Origin of the sequence: Demequina capsici, from assembly GCF_032102965.1 — a bacterium.
Classification (GTDB): Bacteria; Actinomycetota; Actinomycetes; order Actinomycetales; family Demequinaceae; genus Demequina; species Demequina capsici.
The window spans coordinates 2,917,938-2,942,614 of the sequence record NZ_CP134880.1 but is presented as its reverse complement, the minus strand read 5'-3'; the positions used below and the strand labels follow the sequence as shown (position 1 = coordinate 2,942,614).

At 69.3% G+C, this 24,677-nt stretch carries 22 protein-coding genes; 14 read left to right on the top strand and 8 right to left on the bottom strand.

The window, feature by feature from the left end; genetic code table 11:
* Positions 1-51 precede the first annotated feature (51 nt).
* The gene (locus RN607_RS13955; RefSeq protein WP_313543246.1) at positions 52-1,095 is read right to left on the bottom strand and encodes a lipid II:glycine glycyltransferase FemX; all 1,044 of its coding nucleotides are present in this window, start codon (positions 1,093-1,095) and stop codon (positions 52-54) included.
* 228 nt (positions 1,096-1,323) lie between these two features.
* Between RN607_RS13955 and rpsF the strand changes: the two genes are divergently transcribed.
* The 5 genes from rpsF to dnaB all read left to right on the top strand — a co-directional run bounded on the left by rpsF (position 1,324) and on the right by dnaB (position 4,820).
* Positions 1,324-1,614 (top strand): 30S ribosomal protein S6, encoded by a 291-nt coding sequence (rpsF, locus tag RN607_RS13950; RefSeq protein ID WP_313498234.1) that lies wholly within the window; start codon positions 1,324-1,326, stop codon positions 1,612-1,614.
* Positions 1,615-1,674: 60 nt separating this feature from the next.
* Positions 1,675-2,157, top strand: coding sequence for a single-stranded DNA-binding protein (locus tag RN607_RS13945; protein WP_313498232.1), 483 nt, complete (start codon positions 1,675-1,677; stop codon positions 2,155-2,157).
* 19 nt (positions 2,158-2,176) lie between these two features.
* Positions 2,177-2,413 (top strand): 30S ribosomal protein S18, encoded by a 237-nt coding sequence (gene rpsR, locus RN607_RS13940; RefSeq protein WP_313498230.1) that lies wholly within the window; start codon positions 2,177-2,179, stop codon positions 2,411-2,413.
* Positions 2,414-2,426: 13 nt separating this feature from the next.
* Positions 2,427-2,873 (top strand): 50S ribosomal protein L9, encoded by a 447-nt coding sequence (gene rplI / locus RN607_RS13935; RefSeq protein ID WP_313498228.1) that lies wholly within the window; start codon positions 2,427-2,429, stop codon positions 2,871-2,873.
* A gap of 582 nt (positions 2,874-3,455) precedes the next feature.
* The gene (gene dnaB / locus RN607_RS13930) at positions 3,456-4,820 is read left to right on the top strand and encodes a replicative DNA helicase (RefSeq protein WP_313543244.1); all 1,365 of its coding nucleotides are present in this window, start codon (positions 3,456-3,458) and stop codon (positions 4,818-4,820) included.
* Between the two features lie 55 nt (positions 4,821-4,875).
* On the opposite strand, the gene RN607_RS13925 is transcribed toward dnaB, so the two are convergent.
* Positions 4,876-5,916 (bottom strand): NAD(P)-dependent alcohol dehydrogenase, encoded by a 1,041-nt coding sequence (locus tag RN607_RS13925; protein ID WP_313543242.1) that lies wholly within the window; start codon positions 5,914-5,916, stop codon positions 4,876-4,878.
* A 209-nt stretch (positions 5,917-6,125) separates the two neighbouring features.
* On the opposite strand from RN607_RS13925, the gene RN607_RS13920 reads away from it, so the two are divergent.
* The 3 genes from RN607_RS13920 to RN607_RS13910 all read left to right on the top strand — a co-directional run bounded on the left by RN607_RS13920 (position 6,126) and on the right by RN607_RS13910 (position 9,525).
* Positions 6,126-7,796: an amidase gene (locus tag RN607_RS13920; protein WP_313543240.1), complete on the top strand. Its 1,671-nt coding sequence runs from the start codon at positions 6,126-6,128 to the stop codon at positions 7,794-7,796.
* Complete coding sequence (locus tag RN607_RS13915; RefSeq protein ID WP_313498215.1) at positions 7,793-8,800, top strand: agmatine deiminase family protein; 1,008 nt, start codon at positions 7,793-7,795, stop codon at positions 8,798-8,800. The genes RN607_RS13920 and RN607_RS13915 overlap by 4 nt, the downstream gene beginning before the upstream one ends.
* A 128-nt stretch (positions 8,801-8,928) precedes the next feature.
* Positions 8,929-9,525, top strand: a complete 597-nt coding sequence (locus RN607_RS13910) for a hypothetical protein (protein ID WP_313543238.1) — start codon at positions 8,929-8,931, stop codon at positions 9,523-9,525.
* A gap of 49 nt (positions 9,526-9,574) precedes the next feature.
* Here RN607_RS13910 and RN607_RS13905 read toward each other — a convergent pair whose 3' ends face one another.
* Positions 9,575-10,564: a sugar phosphate isomerase/epimerase family protein gene (locus RN607_RS13905; RefSeq protein ID WP_313543236.1), complete on the bottom strand. Its 990-nt coding sequence runs from the start codon at positions 10,562-10,564 to the stop codon at positions 9,575-9,577.
* Positions 10,565-10,615: 51 nt separating this feature from the next.
* A complete protein-coding gene (locus RN607_RS13900) occupies positions 10,616-11,593 on the bottom strand; it encodes a zinc-binding dehydrogenase (protein WP_313543234.1) in 978 nt (325 codons plus the stop codon).
* Positions 11,594-11,785: 192 nt separating this feature from the next.
* Here RN607_RS13900 and RN607_RS13895 point away from each other — a divergent pair, with 192 nt between their 5' ends.
* A complete protein-coding gene (locus RN607_RS13895) occupies positions 11,786-13,939 on the top strand; it encodes an alpha-galactosidase (protein WP_313543231.1) in 2,154 nt (717 codons plus the stop codon).
* Between the two features lie 21 nt (positions 13,940-13,960).
* Here RN607_RS13895 and RN607_RS13890 read toward each other — a convergent pair whose 3' ends face one another.
* Positions 13,961-14,995, bottom strand: coding sequence for a LacI family DNA-binding transcriptional regulator (locus RN607_RS13890; protein WP_313543229.1), 1,035 nt, complete (start codon positions 14,993-14,995; stop codon positions 13,961-13,963).
* A 306-nt stretch (positions 14,996-15,301) separates the two neighbouring features.
* Here RN607_RS13890 and RN607_RS13885 point away from each other — a divergent pair, with 306 nt between their 5' ends.
* The 4 genes from RN607_RS13885 to lacZ all read left to right on the top strand — a co-directional run bounded on the left by RN607_RS13885 (position 15,302) and on the right by lacZ (position 21,485).
* Positions 15,302-16,618: an ABC transporter substrate-binding protein gene (locus RN607_RS13885; protein WP_313498200.1), complete on the top strand. Its 1,317-nt coding sequence runs from the start codon at positions 15,302-15,304 to the stop codon at positions 16,616-16,618.
* A gap of 73 nt (positions 16,619-16,691) precedes the next feature.
* Positions 16,692-17,651 (top strand): carbohydrate ABC transporter permease, encoded by a 960-nt coding sequence (locus RN607_RS13880; protein ID WP_313498197.1) that lies wholly within the window; start codon positions 16,692-16,694, stop codon positions 17,649-17,651.
* A complete protein-coding gene (locus RN607_RS13875; RefSeq protein ID WP_313498194.1) occupies positions 17,644-18,468 on the top strand; it encodes a carbohydrate ABC transporter permease in 825 nt (274 codons plus the stop codon). The genes RN607_RS13880 and RN607_RS13875 overlap by 8 nt, the downstream gene beginning before the upstream one ends.
* Complete coding sequence (gene lacZ / locus RN607_RS13870) at positions 18,465-21,485, top strand: beta-galactosidase, LacZ type (protein ID WP_313543227.1); 3,021 nt, start codon at positions 18,465-18,467, stop codon at positions 21,483-21,485. Before RN607_RS13875 ends, lacZ begins: the two co-directional genes overlap by 4 nt.
* Positions 21,486-21,492: 7 nt before the next feature.
* Here the strand turns inward: lacZ and RN607_RS13865 are convergent, their stop codons facing one another.
* Both RN607_RS13865 and RN607_RS13860 read right to left on the bottom strand, forming a co-directional pair.
* Entirely contained in the window at positions 21,493-22,401 is a 909-nt protein-coding gene (locus RN607_RS13865; protein ID WP_313543225.1) for a TolB family protein, read from the bottom strand.
* Entirely contained in the window at positions 22,398-22,889 is a 492-nt protein-coding gene (locus RN607_RS13860; RefSeq protein ID WP_313543223.1) for a heme-degrading domain-containing protein, read from the bottom strand. The genes RN607_RS13865 and RN607_RS13860 overlap by 4 nt, the downstream gene beginning before the upstream one ends.
* A gap of 79 nt (positions 22,890-22,968) precedes the next feature.
* On the opposite strand from RN607_RS13860, the gene RN607_RS13855 reads away from it, so the two are divergent.
* Positions 22,969-23,997: a Gfo/Idh/MocA family protein gene (locus RN607_RS13855; protein WP_313543221.1), complete on the top strand. Its 1,029-nt coding sequence runs from the start codon at positions 22,969-22,971 to the stop codon at positions 23,995-23,997.
* Here the strand turns inward: RN607_RS13855 and RN607_RS13850 are convergent.
* A complete protein-coding gene (locus RN607_RS13850; protein ID WP_313498180.1) occupies positions 23,989-24,573 on the bottom strand; it encodes a TetR/AcrR family transcriptional regulator in 585 nt (194 codons plus the stop codon). The two genes, RN607_RS13855 and RN607_RS13850, sit on opposite strands and share 9 nt — an antisense overlap.
* Positions 24,574-24,677 lie beyond the last annotated feature (104 nt).

Here is a 24,677-nt window from a genome sequence, read left to right as displayed (position 1 = left end):
GAGGGGCGGCCCCGCGCACTGCGGAGCCGCCCCTCGTGCGTCAGCGTCGCGTCATCGACGCAGCGCGCGCTTCAGCCGGAGCGCGAACGCGAGCCCGGCATACCGCGGGCCCTTGACCGGCAGGTCCCATGCGCCGTCGACCTCGACGATCTCTCCGAGCTGTTGCTTGAACTCGCGCACGCCCATGAGCTGAGGCGCTCGCTCCGAGCCCACGCCCATGAGGTCGTACTGCGTGACGCCCTCGGCCTTGAGCGTCGTGAGGATGTGCCACTTGAGGCGAAGCGCCGCGTCGGTCTGCCGTGCCTCGTGGTTCCCGGCAGCGTAGACGTCGACCCCCGCGTGGTCGTAGACGGTGGAGATGACCCACGACACCGCGCGACCGGGCGTCAGCGCGCCGTCCTCGCCGGTGTCGTGCCGGCGCGCCACGAAGAGCCGCACGTGCTCGCCGAGCGAGCGCAGCATCGTGAGGTAGACGTCGGCGTCGAAGATCCCGAACCCGTCACGCGAGGCGGTCTCCCGGTAGATCGCGTACAGCTCCGCGAACTGCTCGTCGGTGACACCCGTCTCCTCGGTCACCGTCATCGCCTCGTCCTTGAGGGTTCTGCGCGTCTTGTAGCGGCCCCGCTTGGAGAAGGACTGCATGATGGCGTCCTCGTCCCGGGTGAGGTCCACCACCACCGTGTGGTCGTACGTCACCGTCTGCAGGAGCTCTCGCAGGTCAGGCGCGGCATGCTTGGCGTGAAGGCGCAGGAAGACCGCCCAGGGCGCCTCGGCCCTGACGTATCGCACCAGCGCCTCCCGCACGGAGCGCTCCCGTTCGGGGCTCTGCTCGGCCAGCCAGATCGGACCGTGCTTGGCCCACAGGTACCGGAAGCCACGACCGTCGAACGCGCTGAAGGCGATCAGGGCGACGGGCGCACCGCCCACGGAGACCAGCAGCCGTCGCCACGGGGCGCGACCAGGGACGGCGGCATCGTACGGATCCCACGAAGGCGACTGCTCGATCGGGACCGGATGGTGCGCGCCGCGCGCCAGCTCGAGGAAGCGATCGTCGGGGACCTGGGCGACGCTGAGGGCGTCTGCGGAGGCGTTCACCCCACCAGCGTAACGGGACCGTTCCAGCCGGACGGCGTCGGGCCTGCGGACCTGTGGACCGCGCGGGCGGCTTCGCCTCCCCAGGGCGCCTGGCGAGCACCGGCGCGATGCCGTACCCTTGTTCCTCGTGGTTGCGCGCCGTCACCCGGCGCCGCGCTCCGCGGAGCATCAGCCCTCCTGCCACGGAACGTCCGTGGCCGCATGAGTCCAGAGGAGGTGGGTATTTCGATGCGTCATTACGAGATGATGGTCATCCTCGACCCTGAGGTGGATGAGCGTACGGTCACCCCGTCGCTCGAGAAGTACCTCGGCGTGATCACCGGCGACAACGGCACGATCGACAAGCTCGACGTGTGGGGCCGCCGCCGCCTTGCGTACCCCATCAAGAAGAAGAGCGACGGCATCTACGCGGTGATCGACTTCACCGCGGAGTCCGCGACGGCCAAGGAGCTCGAGCGTCAGCTCGGCCTCAACGAGACCGTCCTGCGCCTGAAGCTGCTCCGCCCGGACGCCAAGTAAGGCGACCGGGCTTGCGTCAGTAACCCTCACCCACAGCTAGCGACCCGTAGGGAGCCATACATGGCAGGCGAGACCCAGATCACCGTGATCGGAAACCTCACCGGCGACCCCGAGCTGCGATTCATCCAGTCCGGCGCCGCGGTGGTCAACTTCACGGTGGCATCTACCCCTCGTACGTTCGAACGTCAGACGAACGAGTGGAAGGACGGGGAGACCCTGTTCATGCGCTGCTCCCTGTGGCGCGAGGCCGCGGAGAACGTGGCCGAGTCGCTGACGAAGGGCATGCGCGTCATCGTGACGGGCCGCCTGGTGTCGCGCTCGTGGGAGGCCAATGGCGAGAAGCGCACCGTCAACGAGATCCAGGTCGACGAGGTCGGACCCTCGCTCCGTTACGCCACCGCCAAGGTGACGCGTACGCAGCGTGGCGGCGGCAACGGTGGCGGCGGCTTCTCGGGTGGCGGTGGCGGCTACTCCGCTCCGGCCGGCGGTTCTGACAACGACCCGTGGGCCACGGCCCCGGCGTCGGACGAGCCCCCCTTCTAAACACCCAGGAACAAGAGATATGGCTAAGAACGACATCCGCAAGCCGCGCAAGAAGGTCAATCCCCTCAAGGCGGCCAAGGTTCAGAAGATCGACTACAAGGACACCGCGCTGCTGCGCAAGTTCATCTCCGACCGCGGCAAGATCCGCTCGCGTCGCGTGACCGGTGTCTCCGTCCAGGAGCAGCGCGAGATCGCCCGTGCCATCAAGGTGGCGCGCGAGATGGCCCTGCTTCCCTACGCCGGCTCCGGCCGCTGATCGGAGGGCTCTCATGGCTAAGGTGATCCTCACCCACGAGGTCCACGGTCTCGGCATCGCCGGCGACGTCGTCGACGTCAAGGACGGCTACGCCCGCAACTACCTCGTGCCCCGCAAGCTGGCCACCCCGTGGTCGGCTGGTGCCGAGAAGCAGATCGACGGTCTGCGCAAGGCGCGTCGCGCCAAGGAGATCGAGAGCATCGAGGGCGCTCAGGCCGCTCGTGACGCTCTCCAGGCGAACGAGGTCGTCGTCGAGGCGAAGGCCGGCGAGTCCGGTCGTCTCTTCGGCGCGGTGACCCCTGCCGACATCGCGGCCGCCATCGGCGACCGCGCCAAGGTCGACAAGCGTCGCATCCACGTCGCTCAGCCGATCAAGGCGCTCGGCGAGTACACCGTCTCGGTGTCCCTGCACGACGAGGTCTCCGCGACCGTCGCCGTCAAGGTCGTCGCCGCGAAGTAGCGCGATCCCGGCCCCCGGTTCCCGGGGCGCTGACGATCCTGCGGACTCCGGTCCGCTCATGAAGGCCCGGCTCCTCCAGGAGCCGGGCCTTCGTGCGTCTGCGGCTCGATGTCCACGGGGTCGTCGCGACGCCGTCCGCGACCTGCGAGGCGGGCGCTTCCGGTGTACGTTGTCAAGGGCGGAAATCGGGGTGAATCGGACGTCCTTCGGGGGCTTGCGCGAACATGGCACGGCGCGCCGCGACACGCCGGTGCGCGACACGCCGACGACTTTTCCCACCGCTTTCTCCACAATGTTGATTGCCCCAACATGGCTGGTAGATAACGCAATTGAGCGGCTGGTGTGTCAGAACTCACAGCGTTATCCCCATGTGTCCACGGGTTCTCCCACACACCGTTCTCCACGGGATCCCCAGGTTCCTCCCAGGTTCTCCACCGACGTCGGGTCGACGCGGCATCGACCGGTTTGATATCGACGCGCGCCACGCCTAACGTCCGTTGTCAGACCTGCGCGAGAGGGTGGGAACGTGTCGTCCAGCCGGACGCCCGTGCAGCAAGGCCGACGCAGGAGAGGGAGTCCCGTATGTCCATCGACGAGCTCGAGTCGTCGTACAACGGACCGACCACATTCGACCGCCTGCCGCCGCAGAACCTCGAGGCCGAGCAGTCGGTGCTGGGAGCGATGCTGCTCTCCAAGGACGCGATGGCCGACGTCATCGAGACCGTCCGCGCCGACGACTTCTACAAGCCTGCGCATGAGCTGATCTTCGACGTCGCCACGAAGCTCTACAACGGCGGCGATCCCGTCGACGCGCTCACCGTGAGCGCAGAGCTCCAGCGCACGGGTCAGCTGTCCCGGATCGGCGGCGCCGAGTACCTCCACACCTTGATCGCGACCGTGCCCTCCGCCGCCTCAGCCGGCTACTACGCGCGGCTGGTCCGCGAGCAGTCGATCCTTCGTCGGCTGGTGGAGGCGGGGACCCGCATCGCCAACATGGGGTACGACGGCGACGGAGGCGAGGTCGACCTGATCGTCGACGGCGCCCAGGCAGAGATCTTCGCCGTCACGGAGCGACGCAACTCCGACGACTACCTGCCGATCGGCGACATCCTCGAGTCCACCCTGGGTCAGATCGACCAGGCATCGAAGCACGACGGCAGCCTCAAGGGCGTGCCGACCGGGTTCCGCGACCTCGACGACCTCACCGGCGGCCTCCAGGGCGGTCAGATGATCGTCATCGCCGCGCGACCCGCGATCGGCAAGTCGACGCTCGGCCTGGACATCGCCCGGTCCGCCTCGATCCACCACAACATCGCCTCCGTCATCTTCTCGCTGGAGATGAGCAAGGAGGAGATCACCAAGCGCATGCTCTCCTCCGAGGGCAACGTGAAGCTGACCCAGCTCAACAAGGGTCCGCTGGGACCGAGCGACTGGGACCGCCTTGCAAGGGCATCGTCCCGCGTGTCCACGGCACCGCTGTTCATCGACGACTCTCCGAACATGACGCTCATGGAGATCCGCGCGAAGTGCCGGCGCCTCAAGCAGCAGCACAACCTAGGGCTCGTGGTGCTCGACTACCTGCAGCTGATGAGCTCGGGCCGCAAGGTCGAGTCTCGTCAGCAGGAGGTCTCGGAGTTCTCCCGTGCGCTCAAGCTGCTCGCCAAGGAGATCGAGGTGCCGGTGATCGCCATCTCGCAGCTGAACCGTGGATCTGAGCAGCGTGGCGACAAGAAGCCGATGCTGTCCGACATGCGCGAGTCCGGTGCCATCGAGCAGGACGCGGACATCGTGATCCTGCTGCACCGCGAGGACGCGTACGACCGTGACAACCGCCCAGGCGAAGCCGACTTCATCGTCGCGAAGCATCGTGCCGGTCCCACCGACACGATCGCGGTGGCGTTCAAGAAGGACTACGCGCACTTCGCCGACATGGCGCCGGAGATGTAGCCAGCCGTCCTGGCAGGGCCGCTGCGCACGCCGGGGCAGCGGCCCGCCGCGCCGCCTACAGCGTCGCTGTATCGATCACGAAGCGGTAGCGGACGTCGCTCGACAGGACCCGCTCGTACGCCTCGTTGATGGAGTCGACCCCGATCAGCTCGGTCTCGGGCGCGATGCCGTGCAAGGCGCAGAAGTCGAGCATCTCCTGCGTCTCGGCGATCGAGCCGATGCTGGAGCCGGCGAACGAGCGGCGGTTGCCGAAGAGGGTGAACACGTGCACGGGCATCGGCTCCGGGGGCGCGCCCACGTTCACCATGGTGCCGTCGAGCCGCAGCATGCGCAGGTAGCGGTCGAGCGGCAGCGCGGCGCTGACGGTGTTCACGATCAGGTCGAACGTGTCGGCATTGTCGGTGAACGTCGCGTCGTCCATGGTGGACAGGTGGCGGGTCGCGCCGAAGGCGAGCGCGTCGTCCTTCTTGTCGAGCGTGCGAGACAGCACGGTGACCTCCGCGCCCATCTGGGCCGCGATCTTCACGGCCATGTGGCCCAGCCCGCCCATGCCGACGACGGCGACGCGCTTGCCGGGGCCCGCACCCCAGTGCGCGAGCGGGGAGTAGGTGGTGATGCCCGCGCACAGCAGGGGTGCGGCCGCCTCGAACGGGATCGCCTCGGGGACCTTCAGCACGAAGTCCTGGTCGACGACCACGTGGGTCGAGTAGCCGCCCTGCGTGATGGTCCCGTCGCGGTCGACGGAGCCGTACGTCTGCGTGTTGCCCTTGAGGCAGTAGTTCTCCATGCCTGCCAGGCAGTTCTCGCACTCGCGGCACGAGTCGACCATGCAACCGACGCCGACGCGGTCGCCGACGGCGTGCTTGGTGACGGCGTCCCCGACCTCGACGACCTCGCCGACGATCTCGTGGCCGACGACCTGGGGGTACGTGACCGGGCCCCAGTCGCCGCGCACGAGGTGGATGTCGGAGTGGCAGATGCCCGCGTAGCGGATCGCGATCAGCACGTCGGTGGCACCGACAGGTCGTCGGGTGATCTCGGTGGGGATCAGCGGTTCGGTGGCGGACGGAGCGGCATAGGCCTTGACGGTGGGCATAGGTTCCTTCGATCGAGGACTGACGGGGCCGCACCGAGGTGCGGTGGCGGCCGGACGACGGTCCGATCGTAGGCGGTGGAGGCAGCGGTGAGCCAGGTGCTGCCGGAGCCTCGGTGCGGCGCGCGCGGGCGGCGCCACGGCACGACCTTGCTCTCGCAACGGATACTGTGTGCGTCACCCGAATGGTCCAGGGGAGAGGGGCGTGCGGCATGGCTTTCGATGTGGTCGAGGCGTCGATCGCCCAGGTGCGCGCCGCGCTCGAGTCCGGCGAGGTCACCGCGGTCGAGCTCGCGCAGGCGTACCTGGACCGCATCGCCCGCCTGGACGCCGGGCCTGGGGGCCTCAACTCCGTGTGCGTGCTCGATCCCACCGCACTGGACCAGGCGCGAGCCTCCGACGAGCGCCGCGCGCGCGGCGCGACCCTGGGTCCGCTGGACGGGATCTGCTACACCGCCAAGGACTCGTACATGGTCCAAGGGCTGACGTGCGCGGCGGGTTCGCCGGCGTTCAAGGATCTGGTGGCCACGCGCGATGCGTTCACGATCGAACGGCTGCGCAAGGCGGGTGCCGTGCACCTGGGCAGGACCACGATGCCGCCGATGGCGAACGGCGGCATGCAGAGGGGGCTGTACGGGCGGGCGGAGAGCCCGTACGACCGCGCCTACCTGACGTCGGCGTTCGGCTCCGGATCGTCCAACGGGTCGGGCACGGCGACGGCGGCCAGCCTCGCGACGTTCGGGCTGGGCGAGGAGACGTGGTCGAGCGGACGTGCCCCCGCGTCGTGCAACGCTCTGGTCGCGTACACGCCGTCGCGCGGCCTCATCTCGGTGCGCGGCAACTGGCCGCTGGTGCCCACCATGGACGTCGTCGTCCCCCATACGCGCACGGTGGCGGACATGCAGGAGCTGGTGCCGCACCTCATCGCGTTCGACCCTGACACCCGGGGCGACCTGTGGCGCATGCAGCACTGGGTGGCCATGCCTAGCCCTGAGGAGATGGCCGCGAGCCGCGGCAGCATGCTCCCTGACGTGGACCTGAGCCGCGTGCGGGTCGCGATCCCGCGCATGTACATCAACGGCACCCCCGACGCGCCGCATCCGATCCGCACGCGTGATTCGGTGATCGCGCTGTGGGAGCGGGCGAGGACTGCGCTCGAGGCGGCCGGCGCCGAGGTCATGGAGACGGACCTGCCTGCCGTCGAGGAGTACGAGGCGGGGGCGTTGGTGCAGCGCGGCTGGGTGCCTGCGGAGTACTTCGAGAACGAGCTGTGGGACCTGTCGATGTGGGGCTGGGACGACTTCCTCGCCGCGAACGGTCAGCCGGGCCTCAGCAGCCTGGCCGAGGCGGATCCTGACCTCATCTTCCCCGCGCCCGCGGGAGCGTCGCCGGATCGCTACGACTCCCCGCACCTCCCCGCCCGCTATGCCGACGACGCGTTCGACCTGGGCGACCACGTGCGGAGGGCGCGTGAGGGCGTGGTCCCGTGGCACCGCGTCGGCTTCCTGCAGCAGGGTCTCGAGGGCCTGGAGCGTGCGCGCAAGGTGCTGCTCGAGGACTGGATGGATGCGCACGGCCTCGACGCGGTCGTGCTGCCCACGATGGCGGACGTCGGCCCAGCCGACTCCGACACGGACCCTGCGTCAGCGGACCTCGCGTGGCGCAACGGCGTGTGGGTGGCGAACGGGAACCTGGCGATCCGGCATCTGGGGATCCCAACGGTGACCGTCCCCATGGGGGTCATGGAGGACACGGGCATGCCCGTGGGCCTCACGATCATGGGCCGCGCCTGGGACGACGCCCACCTGCTGAGCCTGGCGGCCGCGATCGAGAAGGTGCTGCCCCCCCGCGTGCCGCCGTCGTACCTGGGAGGGGACGCATGATCTGGACCATGCCCGCCGAGTGGGAGCCTCACGAGCGCGCCTGGATGGCGTGGCCGTCCGCCGCGTACACGCTCGGGGACCGGGCCCACGAGGCGTGGGCCACGTGGGCGGCGGTGGCGAACGCGATCGTACGGTTCGAGCCGGTGACGATGGTGGTGCCCGCGCACCTCAAGGATGTCGCGACCCGCTACCTGCTGCCTGAGGTGGACACGATCGAGGGTGCACTCGACGACGGCTGGTACCGGGACATCGGGCCGACGTTCGTGCGCGGCACGAGCGGCCTGGGCGCGGTGAACTGGCAGTTCAACGGTTGGGGTGGTCAGGACTGGGCGTCGTGGGAGCACGACGCGGAGGCGAGCCTCATCGCGACCGGCGCCTCGGGGGCGACCGCCGTCGACTCGCCCCTGGTGAACGAGGGTGGCGGCATCCACACCGACGGGCAGGGCACGTTCCTGGTCACCCGCACGGTCCAGCTGGACCCTGGCCGCAACCCGGGCCTCACCGAGCAGGACGTGGAGGCCGAGCTGGCCCGCACGGTCGGCGCCCGCAAGGTGATCTGGCTGCCGCGCGGGCTCACCCGCGACTCGGACCGCTTCGGCACCCGCGGCCACGTGGACATCGTCGCGTGCTTCACCGCGCCTGGCCGGGTGCTGATCCACGACCAGCAGGACCCGGCGCACCCCGACTTCGAGGTGAGCCGTCTGATCCGCGCGACCCTCGAGGCCCAGACCGACGCCGACGGTCGCGCGCTGCAGGTCGTGTCCCTGCCCGCCCCCACGGTCCTGAGGGACGAGGAGGGGTGGGTGGACTACTCGTACGTCAACCACTTCGTGATCAACGGTGCGGTGATCCTGTGCGCGTTCGACGACCCGCACGACGCCGTGGCCCAGGACATCCTGGCAGCCGAGTACCCGGGCCGCGAGATCGTGATGGTCGACGCCCGGCCCCTGTTCGCCCGCGGGGGCGGCATCCACTGCATCACGCAGCAGCAGCCCGCCATCTGACGTCCCCGCCGACCGTTCGTGACGCGGAACCGACAGGTTGAGTCGCGTCCCGCTCCTCACGGCAGACGGTGCATTAGCGTGCATCGGGCCGCGCCCGGAGGGCGCGCTCGATGACGAGGAGACGACACATGCAGCTCACCCACGGGATCGTCGGCCGGTGGCAGCGCTTCGCCGAGAGCCACGCGCTGATCGCGGAGATGGCCAAGTTCTCCGGGCTCTCGTTCCTGGTCGCCGCGCTGCAGTACCTGCTTCTCACGTTCCTGCCGGTGCTGCTGTTCACCTACACCGGATGGGGCGAGACTCCCGCCCAGCTCCTGCACGTGACGCTGGGGCCGATCGACACCTACGTGTTCGACTACCCCGTCACGGGCGACGCGCTGGGCGGCCTCAGCTACTTCGTCGCGTTCGTGCTGATGCTGGTGATCTCGCAGGGCGTGAACTTCCCCCTGCAGCGCAACGTCACGTTCAAGTCCCACGGCAACGTCTGGTTCCAGCTGGCCTGGTACGCGGTGGCGCTCGTGCTCATCACCATGGCGTGCAGCCTGCTCATGAGCCTGTATGTGCCGTTCCTCGCGGCGCACCTGGACCCCGCGATCTACAACCTCGCGGTGACCGTCATCAACGGTGGCGTGCAGCTGGTGATCTACTTCCCGGTGTTCAAGATCATCTTCCCGGCGGACAAGGCCCGGGAGTCGGCGGACGAGCGGGAGCTCGTCGCCGCCTGACCTCCGTGCGCGGCGGAGTGCCCGGCAGGGCCCGCAGCCGCATCGGTGCTCAGAACTGGATCGTCTGCAGGAACCGCAGCCCCGCGATCGACGGGGGGAACGGATCGAACGACGAGTCGTCCAGGGGCGGGTCCCGCTCGATCACGTAGAAGTCCACGTTGTCGCCTGCGGCGGCGAACACCGCCGCGAAGTCGATGACGCCGTCGCCCGCAGTGGTGATGGACCCGTCGGCCGCCATGTCCTTCACATGCAGGAGGGCGATCCGATCCCCGTAGCGCCGCACGAGCGCGACCGGGTCCTCGCCCGCCTTGACCGCCCAGTACAGGTCGAGCTCGAAGGTGACGTTCGCCGGGTCGGTGCGCGAGACGAGGATGTCGAGCGCGCTCTCACCGCCTTCGACGGCCGCGAACTCCGTGTCATGGAGATGCACCAGGTACCGCATGCCGCGCTCGCGCGCCATCGCGCCCAGCTGGTCGATCCGGTCCGCGTACGCCTCCCACCCCTCACGGGTGGTGAGGTCCTCCGGCGTGGATCCCGCACCCACGTAGGGGGCGCCGATCGTCTGAGCGGTGTCGAGCGTCGCCTGCCACTGCTCGTCCGTGGTGGACATGGTCACCGACGTGTGCAACGAGCTCGCCTGGAGTCCGCGTGCGTCCAGGAGCGCGCGGTACTCCTGAGCGGTCAGCCCCTGGAAATGCGTGTAGTCGATCGGCTCCACGTGCGTGTATCCCGCGTCGGAGAGCGCGGTCAGCACCTGGGCCTGGCGGGCCTGCTCCTCCTCCGATTCGCCGAAGCCCACGTAGGAGAAGAAGTTGAACAGCTGCACGCTGATCCGGGAGTCCGGGATGGGGCCGCGGTCGGCGGGGTCGACGGTCGGGTACTGCGGCGTCGAGGTGCAGGCGGAGGCAAGGAGCGCGATCGCCGCGACCAGGGCGATCGACCTCAGCCTGCGGCGCCGGAGCGGTCGAGGCGGGCCGTCGACGGGCCGGCCGAGGCGGACCTCACGCATAGTCGAGGTGGCGGGGGCGGGTGCGGTCACGTGGGTGAGACTAGCCCCGGCGCAGCGTGCCACCGCGCCGGGGCTGGTGCCTCACGGCTTGAGCAGGATCTTGCCCGCGCGGCCGGGCTCGAAGTTCGCGTTCGCCGCGGCGCCGATCTCCTCGAGCGGGTAGATCGCCTCCACCGGCAGCGCGAGCGTGCCGTCGGCGACGCGCGCGAGCAGCTCGCCCATGAGCCGGCGGCGGTCCTCGGCGGCCATGGTCTGGCTGACCTTGCTTCCCCAGAAGCCCTTGACGGTCGCCTGCTTGAAGATGACGTCTCCCGACGAGATGTTCATGGTGGGCGACGCCATGGCGCCGAAGGAGATGAGGGTGCCGTTCTCGGCGAGCATCGACAGCACGTCGCCGGAGGCGTCGCCGCCCACGGAGTCGATGCCCACCTTGATCGGCGCGTCGCCGGCGAGGGCGCGGACCTGGTCCTGCCAGTCGTCGGCGTCGGTGGAGACCACGTGGTCGATGCCGGCATCGGCGAGCTCGGAGACGCCGTCGGCCCTGCGTACCAGGCCGATCACGTGGATGCCCCGCGCGGGCGCGAGCTGAGCGACCAGGCGGCCGACTGCGCCGTTCGCGGCGTTCTGGATCATCCAGTCGCCGGCGCTGAGGCCGAGCGAGTCGAGCAGGCTGATGGCGGAGAACGGCATGGACACGAGCTGGGCGGCGACCTCGTCGGCCACGCCCTCGGGCACGGGGATCAGGGCCGCGGCCTTGGCGATGAAGTGCTCGGCCCACACGCCGAACGTGCCGCCTGTGGCGACCCGCTGGCCGACGGTGAGACCTTCGACGCCGTCGCCGAGCGCGTCGACCACGCCCACGGCCTCGGTGCCGGCCTTCGCGGGCAGCGCGGGCTTGAAGCCGTACGTGCCGCGGACGGTCCACAGGTCATGGTTGTGGATGGGGGAGAGGATCAGGCGGACGCGGACCTCGCCGGAGCCGGGCTCGGGGAGGTCGGTGTCGCTGACGGACAGGACGGAGGCGGGGTCGCCGAACTCGGCGTGGAGGATGGTGCGCATGACGTGCGTCAACGTGCGCGCGCGTGGCGGCATTCCGTGACGTGGGCCGACCGTGCGGGGCTGCCGGCCGGGTGCGGCGCGTCGCCGCGTGCGCCAGGTCCGACGCTCGACCACAATGGCCGGTGTCGCCGCAGCGCGCACGATGTCGATCACGCATCGTGCGAGCGGCGCATCGTTCGAGGTGAGGAAGCCATGACGGAGACCACGCGCGCCCGGGTCGTCGAGCACGACCGCTGCGTGGTGTTGGCCGCGCCGGGCGTGGAGCTGGTGCTGGACCTGGCCGACGGATATCCGATCGTGCGTCATTGGGGCGAGCCGCTCTGTGGTGCCGGCCCGGACGCGGTGCGGCTGCTCGCGACCGCCGCGGTGCCGCACAGCGACCTCGACGACCCGGTGGAGCCGGGGATGCTGCGCGAGTCCGCACGCGGCTTCACCGGCAGGCCGGCCCTTCGCGGGCATCGGGCGGGCGCAGGGTTCTCGCCGCTGTTCCGCCTGCAGGGCGTCCGCGTGGATGGCACGACCGCGACCGTGAGCCTGGGCGACCCGGACGCGCAGCTCGAGCTGGAGCAGCGGTTCACCATGACCGACCAGGGTGTCCTGCTCGTGGATCAGGCGCTCACGAACGTCGGCGGCTCCGTCTACAGCGTCGACGAGCTCGCGACCTGGCTGCCCCTGCCGGCTCGCGCGACGCAGACCCTGGACTTCGCCGGCCGCTGGCTGCGCGAGCGTCAGCCCCACCGGCTCCCGCTGGCCCCCGGGCTGCGGATCCGCGAGGGACGCGAGGGGCGCACCGGCCACGACTCGACGATCGTGCAGTGCGCGATGACGTCCCGCACGACCACCGAGAGCGGCGAGGCGTGGGGCATCGCCGCGCTGTGGAGCGGAAACACGGTGCATCTCGTGGAGCGCGATGTGGTGGGGCGGGCCGCGCTGGGCGCCGGAGAGCTTCTCGAGCCTGGTGAGGTGGAGCTCGCGCCGCGGCAGACGTACACGACGCCGACGATCGCGGTCGTCTACTCGGCAGCCGGGCTGGACGGCATGGGCGAGTGCTTCCACCGCTGGCTGCGCGCGCGGCCCGAGCACCCCCGCGCGCCGCGACCGCTGACGCTCAACGTGTGGGAGGCCGTCTACTTCGATCACGACCTGGACACCCTGACGCGGTTGGCCGAACGCGCCGCCGCCGTCGGCGTGGAGCGCTTCGTGCTGGACGACGGCTGGTTCGGCTCGCGCAGGGACGACACGTCGGGCCTGGGGGACTGGACGGTCTCGGCCGACGCGTGGCCGGGAGGGCTCGGGCCGCTCGTGGAGCGCGTCAAGGGGCTCGGCATGCAGTTCGGGCTGTGGTTCGAGGGTGAGATGGTGAACCCCGACTCCGACCTGTACCGCGCGCATCCCGACTGGATCCTGCACGTGCCCGGCAGGCGTCCGCCGCTCGCGCGCCATCAGCTGGTGCTGGACCTGGCGAACCCCGAGGCGTATGCGCACGTGCTCGAGCGGGTGCACGCGATCGTGTCCTCCGAGGGGGTGGACTACATCAAGTGGGACCACAACCGCGTCCTGACGGACGCGGGGCACGAGGGCCGTCCGGCCGTCCACGCTCAGACCGCTGCGATCTATCGGCTCTTCGACGACCTGCGGAGTCGCAACCCTGGCCTGGAGATCGAGTCGTGCGCCTCCGGCGGCGGGCGGGTGGACCTCGGCATGGCCCTTCACGCGGACCGGTTCTGGACGTCGGACCAGAACGACCCGCTGGAGCGTCAGCAGATCCAGCGCTGGACGTCCCTGGCGATCCCGCTGGAGATGCTGGGCAGCCACGTGGGGCCCACCGTCTCCCACACCAGCGGGCGCAGGCACAGCATCCAGATGCGGGCGGTCACCGCGCTGTTCGGGCATGCAGGCATCGAGTGGAACCTGCTGGAGGCCACCGACGAGGAGCTGGCCGCGCTCCGGAGCTGGGCCGATCTCTACAAGGCGCAGCGCGGCGTGCTGCACAGCGGTCGCGTGGTGCGCGTGGATCATCCGGATCCGAGCGCGCTGGTGCATGGGGTGGTCGCCGACGACGCCTCGTCAGCCCTGTTCGCCTACGTGCAGTGCACCACGTCGCCGGGCACGCGTCCCGCGGCCTTCCGTCTGCCCGGGCTGACGCCTGACGCTCGATACCAGGTGCGGCCGGTGTGGTTCGGCGAGCCTGGAGTGGCGCAGAACCGCGGCCCCCGTTGGATGGACGACGGCGTGGTGGCCACCGGTGCGGCGCTCGCGGCGATGGGCCTGAACCCGCCGATCCTGCGCCCGGAGGAGGCCGTGCTGGTGGTGGTGACGGCGATGCCCGCCGCCACGGACCTGTAGCGGCGTCCCGCTCGCGAAGACTCAGATCCGCTTGGGCGGTGCCGTCGACTCCCGCACCACCAGGTGCGACGGCACGATCACGTTCGGCGCGTCGGAGTAGGCGTGCGAGTCGATCTGGTCGACCACCAGCCGCACCAGCTCGGTGCCCATGGTGGTGAAGTCCTGGTAGATGGTGGTCAGCGGCGGGTCGGAATGCGCGCTGAGCGCGATGCCGTCGTATCCGACCACGGACACGTCGTTCGGGACGTGCCGTCCCGCGGCGCGGAGGGCGTGAAGGACGCCGAGCGCCGTCTCGTCGTTGGCGCAGAGGATCGCGGTGACCTCAGGGTCTGCCGCGAGGAGCGTGCCCGCGCGGTATCCGGACTCCGCGGTCCAGTCGCCGACTGCCACCGGGGGGATCGGGACGCCGCGCTCGGCGAGCCGCAGCTCCCAGCCCGAGCGGCGCACGCGCGCAGGCTCCGAGTCCTCGGGGCCGGAGATGTGGTGCACGGTGCGGTGGCCCAGGTCGAGCAGATGGTCCACGGCGGCGCGCACGGCCCCGATCTCGTCGGCCACGACGGTGGGGTAGATGCCGCGCACGCGGGAGTCCGCGACCGCGACGGGCATGCCGGCGGGCAGCGACAGAGGCAGGGTCGAGGCGCCCTCCGAGCGGATGATGATGAGGCCGTCCACCGTCTGGTGCTGCATGCGACGCGCGGCGGGGCTCCAGCCGTCGGCCGTGGCGGCGTACACGCTCACGAGCGTGACGCTCAGGTCACGGACGGCAGCGGCGCGCAGCACCGCGTCCGTCATCATGGCCTCGCCGGTGCGGTCGAAGCGGTGCGCGAGCAGGCCGATCGACCCGAATCGACCGTGCCGCAAGGCCCGTGCCGCGTGGTTCGGCGAGTAGCCCAGCTGGTCCATGGCGCGCAGCACCCGGTCGCGCGTCTCGGGCCTCACCGAGTCGGCGCCGTTGGTCACGCGCGACACAGTCTGACCCGACACTCCTGCCAGGCGCGCCACATCCATGATCGAGGGACCCGTCTTGCGTCCCGCGCGTGCTCCGTTGACCGCCACATCGACACAGTAGCGGCACTGTCAACGTCGGTATGTTGACGTCACCATTGCAAGCGTCGAATAGTCCGTTTCGGATGCCAACCTTTACCGAATCGTGACTCGTTTGCCTCTTGCGGTCACGGCATCGTCCGTTATGTTGACCTTAACATTCCGAAATCACGGAGCCCGGACGACGACGATGTCGGACCACTGTGCCGTCACCGACGCCGGCCCGGGTGAGCGATGACGGTGTGTTCCACCGGCGGGCGTTCGATGGGGTTCGCCCAGCGATGCCGGGAACGACTTCAACGAAGAAGGCGGATGGACATGAAGATCCTCAGAGCAGGTGCGGCAGTGGCCGCGACAGCGGCATTCACGCTCGGCCTGGCGGCGTGCTCCAGCGGCGGCAGCGGCGACGCGACCGGCGGATCGAGCGAGTCGAGCGGCTCGGGCGGCAACACCCTCACCGTGTGGGCGTGGGACCCGACGTTCAACATCTACGCGATGCAGGAGGCGGAGAAGGTCTACCAGCAGGACCACCCCGACTTCAAGCTCGACATCCAGGAGATGACCTGGGACGACATCCAGACCAAGATGACGACGATCGCCCAGGCGCAGCAGTACGACCAGCTGCCGGACATCTTCCTGGTGCAGAACAACGCGTTCCAGAAGAACGCCATCAACTACCCGGACCTGTTCGCACCGCTGACCGACTCGGGCATCGACTTCACCGAGTTCCCGGCGGGCGTCGCCGCGTACTCCACGATCGACGGCGTCAACTACGGCGTGCCATTCGACTCGGGCACCGCGGTCAACGCGATGCGCACCGACATCCTGTCCCAGGCCGGCTACACGATCGACGACTTCACGGACGTCTCGTGGGACGACTACATCACCATGGGCAAGGACATCCTGGACAAGACGGGCTACCCGCTGCTGTCGGGCCAGGCCGGATCCTCCGACATGATCATGATGATGCTGCAGTCGGCCGGTGCGAGCCTGTTCGACGACCAGGGCAACCCGACCATCGTCGACAACGCGGCGCTCGAGGCCTCCATCAACGTGTACTCGGAGATGGTGAAGGACGGCATCTTCACCGAGGTCAACTCGTGGGACGAGTACATCAACTCGCTGGTGAACGGCAACGTCGCGAGCACCATCAACGGCATCTGGATCTCCGGCTCGCTGCAGTCCGCCACCGACCAGTCCGGTGACTGGGCGGTCACGGACCTGCCGGCGCTGTCCGGCATCGACGGTGCCACGCACTACTCGGCCAACGGCGGCTCGTCGTGGGCGATCAGCTCGAACGCCGACTACGCGCTCGCGTCCGACTTCCTGAAGTCCACGTTCGCCGGGTCCACCGACCTGTACGACACGATCCTGCCTGGTGCGGGTGCCGTGGCGAACTGGCTGCCCGCCGGCGACAGCACGGTGTACTCGCAGCCCGTCGACTTCTTCGGCGGACAGGCCATCTACGCCGACGTCCTGAAGTTCGCGGCGCAGGTGCCGTCGAACAACACGGGCGTCTACTACTACGAGGCTCGTGACGCAGTCTCGGCCGCGATCACCAAGATCATGGGCGGCGAGGACATGCAGACTGCGCTGCAGGAGGCGCAGGACACCGTCGAGTTCGCGATGAGCTGACACCTATCCGGATAGGGAGGGGGCCGGGTCTCCGGCCCCCTCCCGCACCAGCCATCGGGAGTTTCCTGTGTCAATGACGACGCCCGCCGCGCTCACCGAGCTCGGCGACACCAAGAAGAGCATGAAGAGGCCCAAGGGCCCTTCGCCCAAGCTGTCCCCTGCCGCACGCCGCCGGAGCCTGACCGGGTGGGCGTTCCTGCTGCCCGCCGCAGCGCTGATCGGCATCATGATGTTCTGGCCGATGTTCCAGGCGCTGATCCTGTCCTTCAAGACGGGGCGCGGCACCAACCTCGCGTTCGCCGACCCGCTGTGGTTCAACTACACGCGCATGCTGCACGACGAGGTGTTCATCCAGACCATCAAGACCACGATGCTGTACCTGGTGATCCAGGTGCCGATCATGCTGATCAGCGCGCTCGTGCTCGCGAACATCCTCAACAATCCGCGCTTGAGGTTCAAGGGCTTCTGGCGCACCGCGATCTTCCTGCCTGCCGCGATCTCGCTCGTGTCGTACTCGCTGGTGTTCCGCACCATCTTCGCGACCGACGGCCTGGTGAACGACTGGCTCCTCGCGCTGCACCTGATCGACGGTCCGGTCAACTGGCTGGGTCAGCCGGGCACGGCGCGGATGGTCATCATCCTGGGCCTGCTGTGGCGCTGGACCGGGTACAACATGATCTTCTACCTGGCAGGTCTGCAGAACATCGATCCGACCACGATCGAGGCCGCGAAGATCGACGGCGCTGGCCCCCTCAGGACCTTCTTCTCCGTCACCATCCCGCAGCTGAAGCCGATGATCCTGCTCACGGTGATCATGTCCATCAACGGCACGCTGCAGATGTTCGACGAGTCCTTCAACCTCACGCAGGGCGGGCCGGCGAACACGTCGATGACGATGTCGCACTACCTGTACAAGGTGTCGTTCCAGAACAACCCGAACTTCGGCTACGGTGCCGCGCTGTCCTACGTGATCCTCATCATGGTCGCGATCCTGGCAGCCATTCAGATGAAGGTGGGTGACAAGCGTGACTAGCGCACAAGTCTTCCGGGGTCTCCGCGAGGTTCCCAAGTATGCGTTCCTCACCATCGTCGCCGCGGTGTCGATCGGCCCCCTGTACTTCATGGCGGTCTCGGCCACGAACACCAGCAACGACGTGCTCGCGTCACGGATGCTGCCCGGCAGCTCCCTGATCCAGAACTGGCAGACGCTGCTGGGCCAGCAGGACGTGTACGCCGCCATGTACCACTCGACGGTCAACGCGGTGGCGACCACGGTGCTCGCGCTGGTGGTCAGCTCGATCGCCGGCTACGGCTTCGAGGTCTACCACTCGCGCAACAAGGACCGCCTCATGTGGGTCCTCATGCTGGCCATGATGATCCCGTTCGCGGCCACGATGATCCCGCTGTTCCGGCTGTTCGCCAACTTCGGCCTCATCAACTCGGTGTGGGCGGTGGTGCTGCCCGCGATCGCGACCCCGCTGCTGATCCTCATGTTCCGGCAGTCGGCGCGCAGCTTCCCGCACGAGATCATCGAGGCTGCCCGCATGGACGGCCTTGGCGAGCTGTCCATCTTCTTCCGCATGTTCGTCCCCACCATGCGGCCGACGTACGCGGCGGCTGCGGTCATCACCTTCATGGCGGCGTGGAACAACTTCCTGTGGCCCAAGGTGATCCTGGTCAACGCCGACTATCAGACCATGCCGATGCTGATCTCCAACTTCACCGGCGGCTACGTGATCGACTACGGCGCGCTCATGCTCGCGGTGCTGATCGCCTCGCTGCCCACCATCGTCATCTTCTTCGTACTGCAGCGGTCCTTCGTGGCCGGTTTCACGGGAGTCGTCAAGTGAGCTTCAAGATCGACCGGATCACCGATCCGGAGTACGTGTCCGAGAACCGCATGGCAGCCAGGTCGGATCATCGTTGGTTCCGGGACGCCGAGGAGGCGCTCACCGGGGACAGCGGCTACGAGCAGTGCCTGAACGGGCTGTGGAAGCTTCATCACGCGAAGAACCCGTCGATGACGCTTCCCGGCTTCGAGCAGCCGGGCATGAACGTGGACGGATGGGACGACATCCCCGTCCCGGCCCACGTGCAGATGCACGGGTACGACCGTCCGCAGTACGCGAACGTGCAGTACCCGTGGGACGGGCTCGAGGACCTGGAGCCGGGCCAGACTCCCCGGGACTGGAATCCGGTCGCGAGCTACGTCAAGGAGTTCACCCTCGAGCGACCGCTGGCGGCGGGCGAACGGCTGTCGGTCCGGTTCCACGGGGCCGAGAGCGGCATCGCGGTGTGGCTGAACGGCGCGTACGTGGGGTGGGCGACGGACTCGTTCACCCCGTCGGAGTTCGACCTCACCGAGCATGTGGTGGACGGCGTCAACAGGCTGGCCGCGCAGGTCTTCAAGTGGACCGCCGCGTCGTGGCTGGAGGACCAGGACTTCTACCGCTTCCACGGGATCTTCCGCGACGTGGTGCTGCACCGCCGTCCGGCCGCGCACGTGGAGGACGTGGAGCTGTCCGCCACGGTGGCGCGCGGTCTGGCCGTTGGTGAGATCGCGCTCACCGCGACCCTCGAGGGACCGGGCTCCGTCCGTGCGACCGTGGTGGGCGTCGGCCCGATGGCGCAGGAGGACGGCCGCCTGGTGGTCCGGCTCGACAGCCCGAGGCTGTGGAGCGCCGAGGACCCGTACCTGTACGAGGTGCTGATCGAGGTGCTCGACGCGGACGGTGCGGTCACCGAGGTCATCCCGCAGCGCGTGGGCCTGCGGCGGGTCGACATCGAGGACGCGATCCTCAAGATCAACGGCAAGCGGGTGGTGTTCCACGGCACCAACCGTCACGAGTTCGGTGCGCGCGGCCGCGCCATGACCGCGCAGGAGATCGAGCGGGACGTCCAGCTCATGAAGCGCGCCGGCGTCGACTCGGTGCGCACCAGCCACTACCCGAACTCGTCGGTGTTCTACGAGCTGTGCGACCGCTACGGCCTGTACGTGATCGATGAGATGAACCTGGAGACCCACGCGATGTGGGACAAGGTCGTCGCGGGCGAGCTGACGGTGGAGCAGGCGCTGCCCGGCGACCGCCAGGAGTGGAAGCCCGCGCTGCTGGACCGTGCGAACAGCATGTACCGGCGGGACAGGAACCACCCGAGCATCGTCATGTGGTCGCTGGGCAACGAGTCGTTCGGCGGCTCGGTGCTGCGCGACATGACCGAGTGGTTCCATGCGACGGACCCCACGCGCCCTGTGCATTACGAGGGCGTCCACTGGGATCCGCGCTACCCGGAGACCACCGACGTGACGAGCCAGATGTACACGCCGGCCGCAGAGATCGAGGCGCACCTGAAGGAGCACCGCGACAAGCCGTTCGTGCTGTGCGAGTACGCCCACTCGATGGGCAACTCGTTCGGCGCGGTGGACAAGTACCTGGATCTCGCGGACCGGGAGCCGCTGTTCCAGGGCGGGTTCATCTGGGACTTCGTGGACCAGACGCTGCCGCTGGTGGACCGCTACGGCGTGGGCTTCAAGGGCTATGGAGGCGATTCAGGAGAGACGCCGCACGACGCGGAGTTCAGCGCCAACGGCATCGTCTTCTCCGACCGCACGCCGACGCCCGCATACCAGGAGGTCCGCTACCTGTACCAGCCGTTCCGGACCGCCATCGGCGCGGGCGAGGTGCGGATCGCGAACAGGCGTCTGTTCACCGACCTCGGCGACGTGGACGTGGTCGTCGCGCTGGGCCGGGAGGGTCGCACGCTCCGCGAGGTCGTGCTCGAGGTCGACGTGCCCGCCGGCGAGGCGCGCACGTACCCGCTGCCGTTCGAGGTGCCCTCCGCGCCGGGCGAGTACACGGTCGACGTGTCCTACCGGCTCAAGGCCCGGACGGAGTGGGCCGATGCCGGCTACGAGCTCGGCTGGGAGCAGGCGGTCGTGAACGTGGCGGTCCCGGCCGACGCGCCCGCGCCTCGTCGTGCCCCAGCGCCGCGCGTCGTGGAGAGCACCCACAACGTCGGCGTCCACGGATCCCACTTCTCGGTGACGTTCTCCCGTCTCTACGGCTACCTGGTGTCCTACCGGTACGGACGCACGTCCGACGGCGGGCGTGAGCTGTTGCGCGACGTCCCGTACCCCAGCTTCTGGCATGCGCCCACCTCGAACGAGCGCGGCTGGGGCATGCCGTTCCGCGACGGCCAGTGGGAGGTGGCGAGCCAGGCTCGCAGGCCGCGAGCAGGGTTCGAGAAGCCGAAGGTGGTGCGCCACGAGCACACGGTCGAGGTGCAGTTCGGGTACGAGCTGCCCACCGTGCCGCCCTCCGAGGTGGACGTGACCTACGTGGTGGACGGTGACGGCCATGTGGACGTGACGACCACGCTCCGGCCGGGCGAGGGCCTGCCGGACATGCCCGAGCTCGCGTTCACGCTCACCGTCGACGCGGACCTGCACCGTTACCGCTGGTACGGCGACGGGCCGGCCGAATGCTACGTGGACCGTCGCGGCGGCTCACGCCTGGGCGTGTGGGACGGCGACGTGCGCGAGCAGCTCACGCCGTACATGCGCCCGCAGGAGTCGGGCAGCCGCACTGGCGTCCGATGGGCGGAGGTGCTGGACGACGCGGGCTTCGGCATCCGGCTCGACGCGGCGGACCCCGTGGAGCTGTCGGCGCTGCCGTGGACTCCGTTCGAGATCCAGAACGCCAGGCATCCGAACGAGCTGCCGCCGATCCATCGGACCATCCTGCGTCCCGCCCTGAAGCGGCGCGGCGTGGGCGGCGACAACTCGTGGGGCGCCATGACGCACCCCGAGCACCGGGTGCCGACGGGCGAGCTGAGCTTCACCTTCGGGTTCCAGGGGGTGCTCAGGTAGGCGCCTCCTACGCCTCGTCCCTCGGGTAGTCGACGTAGGCGAAGCGCTGGGAGTCCGGCGCCCAGCTGTTGACATTGATGGTGCCCTGGCCGCCCTGCAGCGACACGATCGTCGCAGGGCGGTCCCAGGCGTCGGCCTCGACCAGGCGCAGCTCGACGGGCCGGTCGGCAGGGTGGCCCACCGTCCCGCTGGGGTAGCTGAGGTAGACCGCGCGGGCGCCGTCGGGTGACGGGTGAGGGAACCAGTCGACGCGGTCGCTGTACGTCAACCGCTCGACGTCGCGTCCGTCGGGTCGCATGCGTGCGATCTGAGCGTGGCCGGGCGTCTCGGTGAAGAGCTCGGTGTTGAAGTAGATCCAGGCGCCGTCAGGGGAGTACTCGCTGCCGTCTGCGGGCGAGCCACCCTGGGGGAGCCGCGTGTCCCCGGTGCCGTCGGTGGACACGGTGAACACCTCCGCGCGGGCCCACCACTCGTCACCCTCGGGCTGCAGTCCGATGTACGCGAGCGTGGTCCCGTCGGGACTGATGCCGTGCAGGAAGTGCAGGCGGCCGTGGTCGTCGCCCGTGACGCGTCGGGCCTCGCCGCCCGCGAGAGGTGCGGCGTAGAGGTGGAAGTCGTTCGCGGACACGTAGACGGTGACGCCGTCGGGCGCGAGCACGTGGTCGTTGTTGAGGTCAGGGACGCCGTCGATCGCGATCTGCGCGAGCGCGCCCGACTCCACGTCCAGAGTCCACAGCGAGCCGTCACCGTTCAGCACGAGCCGACCATGCCTGTGCCAGTTGGGGGCCTCGAGCAGCAGCTCCCACGTCTCGAGCACCGTGGTCGACTCGTGGGTGCGCAGGTCGTGGATCCTCACGCGGCATCGCTGACCCTCCGCGAGCGTGCGGGGTGCGGGGGCGGAGGGGGTGGCGCTCATCCCTGGTGCTCCCGGAGCGCCTCGAGGGCTGCGACCGCGACGTCGTGGTCGTCGTCCGACGACAGTCCGGACACGGTGACGGCCGCGACCGTGCCCGCGCCCGTGACCTTGATGGGCACGGAGCCGCCCGCGGCGAGCGCGCCCTCGGGGAGCCATCCTCGCAACGGGTCCAGGCCCATGGCCTCGAACTGGAGGGATACCAGGGAAGACGCGCGTTCCATGCGCAGGCAGGTGGCTGACTTCTGAGCGATCCAGTGCTCGTTGTCGGGGGTTGCTCCTGGCAGCGCGGCGTGGAACAGCACCTGGTTCACCCGGCGGATGTCGACCGCTACCCGGTACGAGTGCTCGCGGGAGTGGGCGACGATCCAGGAGCCCAGCCACCACGCGTCGTCCAGGTCGAAGCGGGCGAGCGTGAGCTCGGCGTCCTGGAGCTCGAGCTGGGTCCGCCTGTCGACGGCGGGCTGCGGTTCGGCCGGGGCGGCGCTCATGGTGGTCTCCTTCGACACGTGAAACTTATCGCTGATAGATTATCGGCAGTTCGGCACCGCGGCCACAGAGAGGACGACGATGTTCACCACAGTCTTTCCCGCCCCCCGGCTCTTCGCTCCCGGACAGGGCGAGCCGTCACTGCGCTGGGGAGTGATCGGCCCGGGCAGCATCGCCGGCTGGTTCGTCAGCGCCATGCGCACCCGCACCGCGCAGACCGTCGCCGCCGTGTCCTCCCGCTCGCTCGAGCGAGCCGAGGAATTCGCGGCCCGGCACGGCATCGCGCGCGCCTACGGGTCCACCGAGCAGCTGCTCGCCGACCCTGAGATCGACGTCATCTACATCGCCGCCACCCAGAACGAGCACGTCAACCTGGGCCTCGCGGCCATCGCCGCCGGCAAGCACGTGCTCGTGGAGAAGCCGCTCGCGATGACGGCCGCCGAGGCCCAGACCATGGTCGACGCCGCTCGTGCGCAGGGCGTCCTCCTCATGGAGGCCATGTGGAGCCGCTACCAGCCCAAGGCGTCCGTGATCCGCCAGCTGCTCGCGGACGGCGTGCTCGGCGAGATCCGGCACGTGCACGCCGACCACGGCCAGTCGTTGCCCGCGGGCCACCGCCTCTACCGCGCCGACCTGGGCGGCGGAGCGCTGTTCGACCTGGGCATCTACCCCGTGCAGCTCGACTCGATGGTGCTCGGCGCGCCGCAGTCGATCCACGTCACCGGGGCGATGACCGACAGCGGCGTCGACGCTCACGCCACCCTGGTGCTGGGCCACGGCACGGCGCAGTCGACTCTCACCACGTCGATGATCGCGCGCACGCCCACCACCGCGGTGATCGCCGGCTCCGAGGCGTGCCTCGCTCTCGACGGTCCCTTCCACGTGCCTGCCGACATGGTGCTCACCGGCAACCAGTTCCTGGGCGAGCGTCACGTGTGGAGCGACCCCACCGGCGTCGGCCTCATGGATGCGCTGTGCTGGGAGGCGACAGCGCTCGCCACCTACGTGGGCGAGCAACGCCTCGAGTCGCCGCTGCACACCCACCAGGAGACGGTGTCCATCATCGGCACGCTCGAGGAGGCGCTGCGTCAGATCCGCGCGTCAGCCTGAGCCGCGCAGACGCGCCACCGCGGCCTCGATCGCCGCGGGCGCGTCCACCCTCGGGTCGACCAGCGCCTGCAGCTGCATGCCGTCAGCCAATGCGATCAGCTCGCGCGCGGCGGCGTCGGCATCCACGCCGGGAGCGATGCGGCCCGCCCGCTGCTCGGCGCGGATCGCGTCCCCGAGCTGCGCGTGCACCGCGTCGAAGCGTCGCCGGAAGTACTCGTGCGAACGGTGGGACCGCTCAGCGGCCTCGGCCGCGAAGGCGAGGTACAGGTGGACGATGCCAGGGATCGTCAGGTTCGCGCGGATCGCGTCCGCGTACCGGTCGAGCGCGGTCAGCGGGGCCGACGTGTCTCCCAGCCGCGCCACGGGGCGAGCGTCCCAACGGTCCACCAGCGCCTCCAGCAGCGCCTCGCGCGTCCCGAAGTAGTAGAGGATGTGCGCCGGCTCGAGGCCCATCGCGCGCGCGATCGCGCGCACCGTGGTGCCGCCGTAGCCACTCGCGGCGAGCTCTCGCATGGCTGTCTCGAGGATCTCCTCGCGCCGCGCCAGACCCTTGGGTGAGAGCCGGTGCGAGTCCACGGTCACATGCTACTGGCGCGCCCTGACGCCTTGCCTTCGCGCCCCTGGCCTCCCGCGCTTCGTCGGCCCCGGCTCCTTCCCGGCCAAGAAGCGGAAGGATGGGA

What these genes read in the sequence shown, in the direction of transcription:
- rpsF (WP_313498234.1), top strand. Translation starts at nt 1,324, where the DNA reads ATGCGTCATTACGAGATGATGGTCATCCTCGACCCTGAGGTGGATGAG.
- RN607_RS13945 (WP_313498232.1), top strand. Translation starts at nt 1,675, where the DNA reads ATGGCAGGCGAGACCCAGATCACCGTGATCGGAAACCTCACCGGCGAC.
- rpsR (WP_313498230.1), top strand. Translation starts at nt 2,177, where the DNA reads ATGGCTAAGAACGACATCCGCAAGCCGCGCAAGAAGGTCAATCCCCTC.
- rplI (WP_313498228.1), top strand. Translation starts at nt 2,427, where the DNA reads ATGGCTAAGGTGATCCTCACCCACGAGGTCCACGGTCTCGGCATCGCC.
- dnaB (WP_313543244.1), top strand. Translation starts at nt 3,456, where the DNA reads ATGTCCATCGACGAGCTCGAGTCGTCGTACAACGGACCGACCACATTC.
- RN607_RS13925 (WP_313543242.1), bottom strand. Translation starts at nt 5,916, where the DNA reads ATGCCCACCGTCAAGGCCTATGCCGCTCCGTCCGCCACCGAACCGCTG.
- RN607_RS13920 (WP_313543240.1), top strand. Translation starts at nt 6,126, where the DNA reads ATGGCTTTCGATGTGGTCGAGGCGTCGATCGCCCAGGTGCGCGCCGCG.
- RN607_RS13915 (WP_313498215.1), top strand. Translation starts at nt 7,793, where the DNA reads ATGATCTGGACCATGCCCGCCGAGTGGGAGCCTCACGAGCGCGCCTGG.
- RN607_RS13910 (WP_313543238.1), top strand. Translation starts at nt 8,929, where the DNA reads ATGCAGCTCACCCACGGGATCGTCGGCCGGTGGCAGCGCTTCGCCGAG.
- RN607_RS13900 (WP_313543234.1), bottom strand. Translation starts at nt 11,593, where the DNA reads ATGCGCACCATCCTCCACGCCGAGTTCGGCGACCCCGCCTCCGTCCTG.
- RN607_RS13895 (WP_313543231.1), top strand. Translation starts at nt 11,786, where the DNA reads ATGACGGAGACCACGCGCGCCCGGGTCGTCGAGCACGACCGCTGCGTG.
- RN607_RS13885 (WP_313498200.1), top strand. Translation starts at nt 15,302, where the DNA reads ATGAAGATCCTCAGAGCAGGTGCGGCAGTGGCCGCGACAGCGGCATTC.
- RN607_RS13880 (WP_313498197.1), top strand. Translation starts at nt 16,692, where the DNA reads ATGACGACGCCCGCCGCGCTCACCGAGCTCGGCGACACCAAGAAGAGC.
- RN607_RS13865 (WP_313543225.1), bottom strand. Translation starts at nt 22,401, where the DNA reads ATGAGCGCCACCCCCTCCGCCCCCGCACCCCGCACGCTCGCGGAGGGT.
- RN607_RS13860 (WP_313543223.1), bottom strand. Translation starts at nt 22,889, where the DNA reads ATGAGCGCCGCCCCGGCCGAACCGCAGCCCGCCGTCGACAGGCGGACC.
- RN607_RS13855 (WP_313543221.1), top strand. Translation starts at nt 22,969, where the DNA reads ATGTTCACCACAGTCTTTCCCGCCCCCCGGCTCTTCGCTCCCGGACAG.